This is a genomic window from Enterococcus sp. AZ104 (assembly GCF_050546705.1).
Lineage (GTDB): Bacteria > Bacillota > Bacilli > Lactobacillales > Enterococcaceae > Enterococcus > Enterococcus faecalis.
On record NZ_CP172952.1, the window covers coordinates 812543 to 825150 of the forward strand.

Genomic DNA, 12608 nt, shown 5'->3' on the forward strand with positions numbered 1-12608 from the left:
ATGTCTTTAATCGTTTTAATTGGTGCCCAAGCTGTCGGGAAAATGACCGTTGGCAAGGCTTTAGAAAAGCAGTTAGATGCTAAATTACTATTTAATCATCAAACCATTGACTTATTTGCAAACTATCTTGGGTATACGGAACGTGCATTTCAATTGTCTGATTCCGTTAGAAAGGAACTTTTTCATGCCTTTGTCGAAAATCCAGCCACAAATACAACAAAAAACATTATTTTTACAGTGGTGATTGCTTTTGATCAAGAACAGGATTTTCAATTTTTAGAAGAAATATCAGAAATTTTTCTTAGTAAACATGAGTCCGTTTATTTCGTCGAACTCGTCTCTTCAACATCAATCCGCCTAGAACGAAATGTTCATCCAGAACGGCTAGAGGCAAAACCTTCAAAACGCGATGTCGACTTTTCTCGAAAAGAATTACTCAATACCTTTAAAGAACATCGATTAGTAAGCCACGAAGGTGAACTAGAAAGTACATTTCCAAATGTAAAAATAACGAAAATAAATAATTCAAACATGACACCAGAAGAAGTAGCAACGAAGATAATTGCTACTTTTGGTTTGACCTAATGTGAAAGGAACATCGGAATCAATGAAAAAGTTTTTTAAATATCTCGGTAGCTTGATGGTCCTTCTTTTAAGCATAGCTTTAATTTTGATAGGATATTTAACCTTTCGAGAGTTTCGACCACGAGCGGTTGAACCAGTTGCTATAAATAAACAATTTTCAGAGCAAACCATCGAAAAACATCAATCCATTTCTTTAGTCACGTATAACATAGGCTATGCTGGCCTAGGACAAACAGAAGATTTTTTTATGGACGGTGGCAAAACTGTCCAACCAGTTAATAAGGCAATGGTCCAACAGAATTTAACAGGCATTGAAGGAACCTTAAAAGAATTACCAGCGATGATTTACTTATTCCAAGAAGTCGATCGTCGCTCGCAACGTTCTTATGAAGTCAATCAAGAGAAAGAATTACAAAAACAGCTACAGCTGAACAGCGCATTTGCTTATAATTTTAAGGTAGATTATGTGCCCATTCCTTGGCCGCCGATTGGACGAGTAGAAAGTGGTTTATTAACATTATCAAATGAAAAAATAACAGAGGCCAAACGCATTGCTTTACCCAATCCCTTTCGTTGGCCCGTTAGCATTAGTAACTTAAAACGAGCGCTTCTAGAAACGCGCTTTCCAATTGAAGGCACAGACAAAGAATTAGTGGTTTTTAACTTACACTTGGAAGCCTATGACAATGGGGAAGGGAAGATTGCTCAAAGCAAAAAGTTAGCTGACGTATTATCCCAAGAATACGCTAAAGGAAACTATGTAATTGCTGGAGGTGACTTTAATCAAGTTTTCAAAGGCAGTCATCGATATCCTGACTTAGGGGAAGCTGGTTGGGTACCAGGAGAAATTGATCCTGCAGACTTACCTAAACATTTTTCACTTGCTTATGATGATCAACAACCGACTGTGCGGGTGCTTAATAAGCCTTACACTGGCTCTTATGAAACATCTCAAGTGTATGTAATTGATGGTTTTATTGTTTCTGATAATGTGGCTGTTCATAGCGTGAAAACAAAGGACGAACAATTTAAATATACAGATCACCAACCTGTGAAGATGGAAGTTGGATTGAAATAGAAAAAGTACAAACGGTGCTCATTGCTTGCACCGTTTGTACTTTTTATTTTATAGATAGCCTTTAGTAATAGAATGAGTGGAATTTAGCATATTTGCTGGTGTTCCTGTAAAAAGAAGCTGTCCGCCTTTTTCTCCACCTTCAGGACCTAGTTCAATCAACCAGTCAGCACTTTTAATCACGTCAATGTGATGTTCTAATAAAATCAAGCTGTTTCCTTCTTCTACCATTCGATTGAAAAGTTGAAGACTTTGTTGGATATCAATTAAGTGTAAACCATCTGTAGGTTCATCCATTAAATAGATAGCTTTTTTTTGGTGAAGTGTGTCTGCTAATTTTACCCTTTGCAATTCGCCACCAGATAATGTTGAGAGCGATTGATTGAGTTTAAGATAGCTTAAGCCAACTTCTAGTAAATTTTTTAATGAAAGAGCAAAAGGCTGGTCTTTGAAAAAATCATAGCCATCTTTAACGCTTAAAGCTAGTACTTCAACGATATTTTTTCCGTTATACAGATAATGAAGCACCTCTTCTTTGTAACGCGTTCCGTGACAGGTTTCGCAAATACTAGTAACATCCTCCATAAAAGACATATCGGAGACAATTATTCCTTTCCCCTTGCAAGTAGGACAGGCGCCTTTGGAATTATAGCTAAATAAAGCTGGACTAACATGATTTTCTTCCGCAAACAGTTTGCGGACCTTATCAAAAATATTGAGATAGGTCATTGGTGTGGATCGTAAATTTGCGGTAATGCTTTTTTGTGAAAGATGAATAATTTCTTGGTTATCAGCCTGGGCTTTTTGATAAATTTCTTCCGCTAATGATGATTTACCTGAACCAGCGACCCCACAAATAACAGTCAAAACTCCTAACGGAACTTCGACAGATAGATTGTTTAAATTATGCAGTGTCGCATGTTCGATTGTTAAAGACTTCCTTACTTTTCTTGGTTGGTCGTTTAAAGGGAGCGGCTCTTGAAGGGCTTGACTAGTCAAGGTTTTGGAGGCTAAAAATGCGTCATACGTTCCTGAAAACTGGACATGGCCACCATTTTCGCCTGCGAAAGGTCCGATATCGATGATAAAATCAGCTTCTCTAATTAATTGTGGATTGTGTTCCACCAGAACCACGGTGTTTCCTTTATTTTTTAAATTGAGCAATGCACGACTGACCCGTTCGATGTCCTTTGGATGTAAGCCAGCACTTGGTTCATCTAAAATATACATAATATCGTTTAAGGCGCTGTTTACATACTTAGCAATTTTAATCCGCTGTGCTTCACCACCAGAAAGTGTTTCAGTTGCTCGTCCTAATGTGAGGTAGGAGAGACCGATATTAATTAATGCTTCTAGACGTACAAGTAGCTCTTCTTGAATATTTTTTATTAAGGAAAGGTCCATCGAACGAATAAAAGAATGTAATTCAGTGAGTGGCATGTCAACAGCATCAGCAATACTTTTCTGATTAATTTTGCAGCTACGAACACGTTCATTGACTCTACTTCCTAAACAATCAGGACATCTTTTTACGGTAACAAAGTGATTAAGGTATTTTTGATGACGTTTGCCTTCGTCTGTATGCAATATGCTACGTTGCATGCGCGGGACGATTCCTTCATACAAAGCTGTATGAGGCCACTCTTTGGGTGGATTAGCTAGTTTTTGTTGTGGAGCATATAAAAATAATGCTAACTCTTCAGGGGAATAGTCCTTGATTTTTTTATCCAAATCAAATAGACCACTATGGGCATAACGCTTCCACCGCCAGTTGCCAACTGTAAATGTGGGGAAATCGATAGACCCTTCGTTTAATGATTTGTCATAATCAACTAGCTGATGAAGATTGATTTCGGTAATCTTTCCTAAGCCATCGCATGTTGGACATTTTCCATCCGGATGATTAAACGAAAAAGTATCTGAATAACCAACAAATGGAGAACCTGCTCGTGAAAACAGCAAACGTAAAAACGTATAAATATCTGTGTACGTTCCCACTGTCGAACGAGAATTACCTGCTACTTTTTTCTGGTCAATGACAATTGCAACAGGAAGATTCTCGATTTTTTCAACTTCTGGACGACCATATTTGGGTAAGTAATTTTGAACAAACGAACTAAATGTATCATTTAGTTCACGACGTGATTCAGCGGCTAATGTGTCAAATACTAAGGAGGACTTTCCTGAACCCGAAAGTCCAGTAACAACAGTTAGTTGCTTTTTAGGGATATTGACAGAGATATTCTTCAAATTATTTTGTGTTGCGTGCTTAATTTCAATCCATTCCATTAAAAAACCTCCGTTTCTATTCTATTTTAGCATATAAAAAGAACCTAGCCTAAAAGTTGAACATGGGAATGTTCAAGAGAACTTTACTTTTTAATCGCTTTCATTTATGCTATAAGTAATACAGATTTTTTAACTGTATTAATAGATAAAGGATGTGACTTATGAAGAAGTCGATTTTGTTCAAAAAGTTAGGGATTATTTTATTAATTAGCCAAACACTGGTAGGGGTACCAATGTTGGCACAAGAAAGTATACTAGAAACAACCGTTCAAACAGAGACGGAATCAGTAACAACAGAAACCAGTCAGACGGTAGCTAACTTGGAATCTGAAACTACTAGCCAAACGGTGATGCAGGAAAAAGAATCCTCTTCGACAATCGCCGAAAGCAGTAGCCGAAATGTGGTTGCAGTAACCACTGAAACCACAAATGAGATACAAAATAGTGATACAGATGGAAAAGCTGTTTCTGCAGAGAATGCTTTTTCAGAAGCAGATTATAAACAAGCAACTGCACTGGAGTTAGCAACTTTAGTAAGAGAAAAAAAGGTGACGAGCGAAGAATTAGTAAAAATTGCGTTGGCCATCACTAAACGTGAAAATCCTACATTAAATGCGGTCATTACTTTACGAGAAGAAGCGGCTTTGACAGAAGCAAAAGCTTTACAAGATACAGGTCAACCATTTCTAGGTGTGCCGCTCTTACTAAAAGGGTTAGGACAATCCTTGAAAGGTGAAAGCAACACGAACGGTTTTGGTTTTCTCCAAGATCAAGTAGCTGGTGGGACATCGACCTTTGTCAAAGCACTACAAAATGCCGGATTCATAATCATTGGTCAAACGAATTATCCAGAATTAGGTTGGAAGAATATTTCAGATTCGAAGTTATATGGTGTTTCCGTCAATCCATGGAATCCTAACCATTATTCAGGTGGTTCTTCAGGCGGAGCGGGTGCTAGTGTCGCCGCGGCATTTGTTCCCATTGCTTCTGGAAGTGATGCTGGTGGCTCTATCCGCATCCCTGCTTCTTGGACAGGCACCGTAGGTTTGAAACCTTCTAGAGGAGTAATCATTGGCAATTCTAATAGTGCAAAAGGTCAAACTGTTCACTTTGGTTTAAGTCGAACCGTGGCGGATACAAATGCATTATTTGAAACCTTATTAACCAAAAAAGATCTTCCTGCGGGACATTTAAGTCAAGCGCAACCCATTGCTTATACAACAGAATCTCCTGCCGGAACGCCTGTAAGTGCCGAAGCAAAAGAGGCGGTCGCTGAAGCTGTTGCTTTTTTAAAAGACCAAGGGTACACATTGGTTGAAGTGAAGCACCCTGTTGATGGGGAACGTCTAATGAAAAATTATTATACTGTAGCTGCTGGCTCAGCAGGAATTGCCGATTTTATGGCGCGGCAGAAATTGAAAAGACCGCTTGAACGAAATGATGTAGAACTGTTAACATGGGCGCTTTTTCAAACAGGAAAAAATATAACGAGTGAAGAGACAACTGCGGCTTGGACAGATATTGCTTTACAAGCACAAGCGATGGACGAATTTTATCAACAGTATCCTATCTTATTAACACCAACGACAGCTGCCACGGCACCTAGTATTGATAATCCGTTACTAAAACCAGAACATGCAGCACAGATGGAAAAAATTGATCAATTGTCACCAGCAGAACAAAAACAATTGATTTATGACCAATGGCTGACGGCGTTCACATATACACCGTTTACACAACAAGCAAATTTATTTGGACATCCAGCATTAAGTGTACCAACTTACGTTTCAAAAGAAGGACTGCCTTTGGGGATTCAATTTAATAGTGCATTAAATGAAGACCGAACATTGCTACAATTAGGTGCTTTATTTGAAAATTACCACAAGATAAATCAACCACATGTAGAAGAACCAGACAAAGACAAAGAGCCAAATGCAAGCGGCGAACCAGATAAAGACAAAGAACCAGATGCAAGTGGCGAACCAGAAAAAGATAAAGACTCAGATGCAAGTGGCAAACCAGATAAAGACAAAGAAACAAAAACAAGTGAAGGACCAATCGAAGGAAAAGATCAAAACCAAAACCAAAACCAAAACCAAAACCAAAACCCAGACAAAGCTGGAAAAACTACTAGTGAGTCATCCTTAGATAATTCGCTGAATTCATCAGCAAATCAGGGAACCAAATCAACAGAAAGTACGCATGCTTTTTCTAATAAAAGTATGATTGGGAAACAAGAACAGCTTCCCAAAAAAGTATTACCAAAAGCAGGTGCAGAAGTACCTAGTACTTTCTGGATTGTTTTAGGAGGAGCTTTCTTAGTAACGAGTGGAACGATTTATATAAGGAAAACTAGAAAACGATAACCAGTGAAGGCTAGAGACAATTTATCCCCAATTGTCTCCAGCCTTTTTTCTTTGGTATACTAAAACCAATAGGAAAATGGAGGCGAAAGTAATGAGGGCGTTTGAGAAGATTCCAGCGTTTCAGCAATGGCAAAAAGTTGAAGCTATTCACCGTGGTTGGTCAACTGATTTAAAGTTTAAAGTTACCAAAAATCAAGAAATCTTTTTATTGCGAATTTTTCAACAAGAAGAGTTATTAGCCAAACAACAAGAATATCAATTTATCAAAAAAGTAGCGGCGTTAGGATTTCCCAGTTCTAAACCTTTTTTATGTGCACCTATTCCTGAAAGTGAACAAGGATACATGTTATTAACGTATCTAGAAGGTGAAGACTTAAGCGATGTTTTACCCGCTCTTTCTCCCAAAAGAAAACTGAACTTAGGCGTAGAGGCAGGCCGCTATTTAAACAAAATCCATAAGCTTTTGTTGCCTGAAAGGATTAGTCAAAGAGAGATTGCGCGAAATTTATACGAAAAAAAGCAGAGCCAACTAAATAAGTATAAGGAATCTCAATTTTGTATGCCGTACCAACAGCCAATAATTTCATATTTAGAAAAACAATTACCGTTATTGCAACAACGGCCTGTGGTTTATCAGCATGGAGATTTCCATGTGGGAAATTTTATTTACTTGCCAACTAGGCAGGTCGGTGTGATTGATTTTAATCGATGGGATTTTGGGGATCCTTATGAAGAATTTTACAAGTTACAATTTTTTTCAAGAAATGTTTCGCCATTGTTTGCTTATGGTCAATTACAAGGTTATTTTGCTGGGAAAGTTCCTACCTTATTTTGGCGGTTTCAAAAGCTTTATACTTTTCACGCAGGACTCTATTCTTTAGTTTGGGCACTGAGCTTTGGTGAAAAAGAAATCAGGACTATGGAACAGCAATACCAACAATTACTAGAGGACTATAATTGTGGAGAATTACTAGTTCCCAAATGGTTTTCAACTATCCAAAGCAAGGGATTGAGATTTTAGGTTTATTTCGATAGAATAAAAATAAAAACAGGAGTTTAAGGAATGAAACTAAACGGGATTATTATGATAGCAGTTGTTGGAAGCGTTTTATCTAGCTGTGGTTGGCAAAAATCGAAAGAGGAATCACAGAAAGTACAAACCGTACAAACAAATAATGTAAATACTGAAGAAACAAGAGCAATTTCAGCAACCGAAGTTAGTCAAACCACGGCGTTGGAATTAGAGCAAACAACGCAAACACAAGAATTAACTGAATTAGTTACAGAAGAAGGGACGATTTGGAATCAGCAAAAAGCAAAACAGTTAGGACAATACATGGAAATCTGGGGTCAAGAACGCAATCAGAACTATCAAGCGTACCAACCAGGTCACTCTGTAGCTTTTTACACGATTCAAGTGCCTGATGATTTATTGAGTTATGAACCTAAAATACAACCAGCTATTGGAAACAATCCCATTTGGTTAAATTGGTCAGAAACAGGCAGCGAAGGGGGGTATTGTCTGGTGGCAGTATACTCTGACAGTGCGACACAAGTTGCCCAGAAGCATGTCTATTTATTTACTTTAGTGAATGGTGAAGCCAAAGTTTATGTGAGTAAAGAACAGCCAGCAGAAGAGCAACCTTATTTGTTTTTAAAAGAAACAAGTAATACAGAACTGAAAGAACAATTCACAAACCTTGTGAATAATCTTTAATTTTTTATTTAATCAAAAGGAAAAGAAAATTTATCATTGACAAAGTATCCGCTTTCATTTTATTCTGTAGCTACCCCTTGGGAAAGGGCAAAAGGAAGTTTTGAAAGGGATGGAAAAAATGAAGGAAACAAGTTTAGTAATTATTAAGCCAGATGGCGTTGAACGAAAGTTAGTTGGCAAAATCATTCAACGTTTTGAAGATAAAGGTATTGACTTATTGCACCTTAAATTCGAACGACTAACAGTAGAAACAGTGAAGGAACATTATGAGCATTTAAAAGATGAACTATTTTTCCCTGAATTATTAGCCTATATGACAAGTGGCCCAGTGGTTGTGATGGTCGTTGTAGGGGACAATGTGGTTAAAAAAGTGCGTAAATTAGTTGGAGCAACGAATCCGTTAGATGCTGAAAGTGGCACCTTACGAGCGGATTATGGGTTGTCTGTCACCAAAAATTTAATCCATGCTTCTGATTCTGTTCAATCAGCAAAAATTGAGATGCAACGGTTCTTTGGTTAATCATCAAAAAAGAAGCAATCCTTTATTTTTTATAAAGGATTGCTTCTTTTTTATTAATTGTCAGAATATTCCGCTTAAATGGTTGACATCTGGAGGTAGAAGAGTAGTATAGACTACATACTAAATACTAAATGACCGCGTGTGCTTCAGGAGGATAAAATGATAACAAGTGATGAATTGACAGAAAATCTTAGTCCGTTTGAATTAAGTCTATTTTTAGAGAAGAAATTACATGAAGAAAATCATAATTTAGAAACATTGTTAAATGCAGGGCGAGGCAATCCTAATTGGACGGCGCCAACACCAAGGGAAGCCTTTTTTTTATTAGGTCAATTTGCTACAAAAGAAACGTTAAGAGAGGGGAGCGAACAAACGGCTGGTATGATTCAGCCAAGTTTTGGTAGAACGCAACGCTTCTTAAACTTTTTAGCAGAAAATCCTAGCAAAGGGGCAACCTTCTTACAAGAAATTTGGACAGCAGAGCATAACTATTTTGGGATGGATAAGGAAATGTGGTTAGATGCCATGTTAGACTATGTGATTGGGGATAATTATCCGAATCCTGTTCGTTGCTTGAAGGCGTGTGAACAACCGATTAAAGCATATTTAAATCAAGAATTATTTTCCAGTGAAGCACAACCGTTTGATATTTTTGCCGTTGAAGGTGGTACAGCAGGGATTTGTTACTTGTTTGATACGTTGGCAAATAATTATTTACTAGAAAAAGGTGATCGTATTGCGTTGTTATTACCAACGTTTGCTCCTTATCTAGAAATTCCAGAACTACCACGTTATGATTTTGACGTGGTTAAAATCAAAGCAGAGCAAATGATTATTGATGGAAAAACGACGTATCAATACTCAAACAAGGAAATTGATAAACTAAAAGACCCGTCCATCAAAGCGGTTTTTGTCGTAAATCCCAGCAATCCAACTGCTAATGCTATGGGAAAACCTACCATTGAACAAATCAAACAAATCGTTGCAGTGGATAACCCTAAGCTAATGATTTTAACAGATGACGTTTACGGAACCTTTGTGCCAGCTTTCCGTTCACTATTTACGGAGTTACCTTACAATACAGCCTGTATCTATTCTTATTCTAAATACTTTGGCGCTACCGGTTGGCGTGTGGGGACTATTGCGGTCAGTCAAGAGAACATCTTTGATCAATTATTAAAAGAATTGCCAGTGGCTCGAAAAATGGAATTACAGGCACGTTATGCTACATTGAATGCAGACACAAGCCAAATTAACTTTATCAGCCGCTTAGTCGCAGACAGCCGCGATATTGCGTTGAACCATGCAGCGGGACTTTCTTCTATTCAGCAAGCAATGATGGCTTTATTTAGTTTGTATGCTTTGTTAAAAGACGGTCAAGCATATAAAGACGAAGTGATGGATATCTGTCATACGCGTGAAAAGCTCTTGTTCCGCACCTTAGGCATTGAAGAGCCTTTAGCAAGTTTAAATACAGCATACTATTGTGAAATTAACTTTAGAGATTGGACAGAAAAACGTTATGGCCCAGAATTTTCAAGTTATTTAACGAAATCGTGGACGATCACAAAAGTATTAACTTCGTTAGCAGAAAAAGAAAAATTAATGCTTTTAAAAGCGGATGCTTTCGGGAGTGACAAATGGTCAGTTCGAATTTCTTTAGCCAATTTAGCTACTAACCAATATAGTGAAGTTGGTAAACGAATGATTCGCCTATCTGAACACATTAAAGAAGAGTGGTTGCGCCAAAAGCGCCAAGCAATTAAATAAAAAAACGCTAAGTCTCTTAAGCTGCAGGAGACTTAGCGTTTTTGTTTATTATTTATTCATTTTTCCGTCAGTTTTGGTTTATAAATGTTTGCTACACTGGAGATAAGAGGAAATTAAGCGTTTATAAAAAGGAGAGAAGTGAATGAAACATATTAAAGGAATGTTGGTTTTTATCGGATTATTTATTTTGGTTGGTTGTGCGCCAGATCAAGAGCCAACGAAACAAACAACAAGTGGTCCGCAAGAGACAAAGCAAGTGAAGCAAGTTACCGTCACCAATCAAACGACTTCTGCGGTGGAAAAACAAGCGCCGACTAAAAATGACGAACTGATTGCTAATCAATTGACTTTTGATTCTCATGAATACACGTACGAAGTGGTTACAGGGGCCACACAAACGACATTTGGGACAACCCCACCAGCAAAATATACACCAGAAGAAAAAAAGGAAAAAATGTTTTGGTCCAATCAACCGCCTTTGGGATTAATGACGGGTAACTATTATAAAAATGAAGGTGTATTTACTGGCGGAAATTACGGCATTGTAGAGATTATTACGGAACCTGAAACGCAACGGATTCTGAATGTTGAGTTTACAGAGTTTGCTAGTGATCCTTATTACGATACACGATATTCGGGTGTCAACAAACGCCTGTCGGATTATCCTGAATTTCAAGCAAGCAACACGCGCACAGACGATACGTTAGTCACCGTTGTTAATGGTATTACTTATGTAGAAAAACAAATGCGTGACGAAAATCGTGTCACAGGTAATTTTTATACGGTACGCGGTTCATCAACTTCTGCGCGTGAAGGTTTAATGCCTTTAGCAGCAGAGATGGACACTTGGCTAAAAGAGCCATCGAAAGAAACGTATATCGGTTACGCAGAAGATTTAGGCAATGGCCTAATCGCTCGACTTCAAGTGATAACAGAAGAGCAGAAAATAAAACATGTCAGCTATGATGAATACTTTTCAGATGAACAGGAAAAAATCACAGAAACAGCCCTGCGGCCTTTTTATCGTCAATCGAAATATTATTCACCAGGATACAATAAACAAACCAACAATTCTTTTATTCATTTTGTAGATGCACTAACAAAGGCCATTACGACACAACAAACTTTATCCGTTAACGAAGAACAAGAGCTACAGCATCCGTCTTTTACTACTTATCAAAGATTGGCTGAAAAAATCAGCACGTTTCAAAATTCATTGAAGGAATAAAAAAACGGAAGTGGGGCATAAGTCGTTTCGACTTATGCCCCACTTTCGTAATCTTAAGATTATCAGCTAAACCAACGTGAGTTCTTTTTAAAGAAATACTTTTATTTTAGCCTTTTATAGATCTAAATAATTTTCTAAGTAATCTGCTAAACCATCTTGATCATTTGTTTTTTCAGTGACATCGTTGGCTACGGATTTAATTTTATCCGTGGCATTGTTCATAGCAACACCCCAACCAGCATAACTTAACATTTCTTCGTCATTATGTTCATCGCCAAAAGCAATGATATCAGCTGGTTTGACAGATAAAAAGTTCGCCACTTGATCAACGCCATGGGCCTTTTGAATTCCTTTTGCGACCATTTCTAAAATAGGCATTGGACCGCCCCAAGTGCGGACATCAATATAATCACCATATTGTTTTGTCAATGTATCAGCAACTTTTTCAGCTTGGTTTGGTGTGGTCCGAACCATCATTGAGGTAGGATTTGTTCGTAAATTTTTAGCAGTAAGTAAATTATCTAAGGTTGCTTTGGAAGCAAAAAATTTCGGATCGAACCCATCTAACGTATCGATATAAAATGTTTCTTTGTTTTCAGCAGCAACAAAATCTAATTGTAATTCTTTTTTCTGTGCCAAAATGTCAAAGACTAGGTCACGCTCAATATTGGCTTCGCTTTCCAAGTCCCATTTTTTCTCTGGAATGTGGACTAAAGCACCGTTAAAGTTAACCATAGGGGTCGTTAGGCCAAGTTGTTGGTAAAATTGATGACTCATTCTATAGGGACGTCCAGTGGCAATACTGACGTAATGACCGTTGTCAATCGCTTTTTTTAGTGTTTGTTCGGTTTTTGGACTGATTAAAGACTGTGCATTTAATGTTGTGCCGTCTAAATCAATAGCAATTAATTTTTTCAAGTAAAAATTCCTCCTAAATGCCTTTTACTCAGTCTAGCATAAAACCGAAGATTATCAAGGGGAGAAGCATGTTCATTTATAAGGTTTAAAAAAAAGCTTAAGAAGTATGCTACACTAAAATAAACCGTTTGAAAAAGGAG

Annotated in this window: 10 protein-coding genes; 8 read left to right on the forward strand and 2 right to left on the reverse strand. The window is 37.7% G+C overall.

Annotation, left to right across the window (positions count from 1 at the left end):
- Positions 1–585: a hypothetical protein gene (locus tag IGJ37_RS03960; protein WP_002381317.1), complete on the forward strand. Its 585-nt coding sequence runs from the start codon at positions 1–3 to the stop codon at positions 583–585.
- A gap of 22 nt (positions 586–607) precedes the next feature.
- Positions 608–1663, forward strand: coding sequence for an endonuclease (locus IGJ37_RS03965; RefSeq protein WP_325815063.1), 1056 nt, complete (start codon positions 608–610; stop codon positions 1661–1663).
- Positions 1664–1711: 48 nt separating this feature from the next.
- Here IGJ37_RS03965 and IGJ37_RS03970 read toward each other — a convergent pair whose 3' ends face one another.
- Complete coding sequence (locus tag IGJ37_RS03970; RefSeq protein WP_325815064.1) at positions 1712–3949, reverse strand: excinuclease ABC subunit UvrA; 2238 nt, start codon at positions 3947–3949, stop codon at positions 1712–1714.
- A 161-nt stretch (positions 3950–4110) separates the two neighbouring features.
- On the opposite strand from IGJ37_RS03970, the gene IGJ37_RS03975 reads away from it, so the two are divergent.
- The 6 genes from IGJ37_RS03975 to IGJ37_RS04000 all read left to right on the forward strand — a co-directional run bounded on the left by IGJ37_RS03975 (position 4111) and on the right by IGJ37_RS04000 (position 11550).
- Positions 4111–6315: an amidase family protein gene (locus IGJ37_RS03975; RefSeq protein ID WP_430598971.1), complete on the forward strand. Its 2205-nt coding sequence runs from the start codon at positions 4111–4113 to the stop codon at positions 6313–6315.
- Positions 6316–6391: 76 nt separating this feature from the next.
- Positions 6392–7336, forward strand: a complete 945-nt coding sequence (locus IGJ37_RS03980) for an aminoglycoside phosphotransferase family protein (RefSeq protein ID WP_325815066.1) — start codon at positions 6392–6394, stop codon at positions 7334–7336.
- A gap of 42 nt (positions 7337–7378) precedes the next feature.
- Positions 7379–8032, forward strand: a complete 654-nt coding sequence (locus tag IGJ37_RS03985; protein ID WP_002358915.1) for a DUF4767 domain-containing protein — start codon at positions 7379–7381, stop codon at positions 8030–8032.
- A 109-nt stretch (positions 8033–8141) separates the two neighbouring features.
- Positions 8142–8552 carry a nucleoside-diphosphate kinase gene (ndk, locus tag IGJ37_RS03990; RefSeq protein WP_002381321.1) on the forward strand — a complete coding sequence of 137 codons (411 nt, stop codon included), beginning with the start codon at positions 8142–8144 and terminating at the stop codon, positions 8550–8552.
- A gap of 159 nt (positions 8553–8711) precedes the next feature.
- A complete protein-coding gene (aspD, locus tag IGJ37_RS03995) occupies positions 8712–10322 on the forward strand; it encodes an aspartate 4-decarboxylase (RefSeq protein ID WP_002355939.1) in 1611 nt (536 codons plus the stop codon).
- Between the two features lie 142 nt (positions 10323–10464).
- Positions 10465–11550 carry a hypothetical protein gene (locus IGJ37_RS04000; protein ID WP_025186574.1) on the forward strand — a complete coding sequence of 362 codons (1086 nt, stop codon included), beginning with the start codon at positions 10465–10467 and terminating at the stop codon, positions 11548–11550.
- A 114-nt stretch (positions 11551–11664) separates the two neighbouring features.
- Here IGJ37_RS04000 and IGJ37_RS04005 read toward each other — a convergent pair whose 3' ends face one another.
- The gene (locus IGJ37_RS04005; RefSeq protein ID WP_002355941.1) at positions 11665–12468 is read right to left on the reverse strand and encodes a Cof-type HAD-IIB family hydrolase; all 804 of its coding nucleotides are present in this window, start codon (positions 12466–12468) and stop codon (positions 11665–11667) included.
- Positions 12469–12608: the final 140 nt, after the last annotated feature.

Excerpts from the sequence above, each read along its gene's own strand:
- IGJ37_RS03960 (WP_002381317.1), top strand. The coding sequence starts at position 1 with ATGTCTTTAATCGTTTTAATTGGTGCCCAAGCTGTCGGGAAAATGACC.
- IGJ37_RS03965 (WP_325815063.1), top strand. The coding sequence starts at position 608 with ATGAAAAAGTTTTTTAAATATCTCGGTAGCTTGATGGTCCTTCTTTTA.
- IGJ37_RS03970 (WP_325815064.1), bottom strand. The coding sequence starts at position 3,949 with ATGGAATGGATTGAAATTAAGCACGCAACACAAAATAATTTGAAGAAT.
- IGJ37_RS03975 (WP_430598971.1), top strand. The coding sequence starts at position 4,111 with ATGAAGAAGTCGATTTTGTTCAAAAAGTTAGGGATTATTTTATTAATT.
- IGJ37_RS03980 (WP_325815066.1), top strand. The coding sequence starts at position 6,392 with ATGGAGGCGAAAGTAATGAGGGCGTTTGAGAAGATTCCAGCGTTTCAG.
- IGJ37_RS03985 (WP_002358915.1), top strand. The coding sequence starts at position 7,379 with ATGAAACTAAACGGGATTATTATGATAGCAGTTGTTGGAAGCGTTTTA.
- ndk (WP_002381321.1), top strand. The coding sequence starts at position 8,142 with ATGGAAAAAATGAAGGAAACAAGTTTAGTAATTATTAAGCCAGATGGC.
- aspD (WP_002355939.1), top strand. The coding sequence starts at position 8,712 with ATGATAACAAGTGATGAATTGACAGAAAATCTTAGTCCGTTTGAATTA.
- IGJ37_RS04000 (WP_025186574.1), top strand. The coding sequence starts at position 10,465 with ATGAAACATATTAAAGGAATGTTGGTTTTTATCGGATTATTTATTTTG.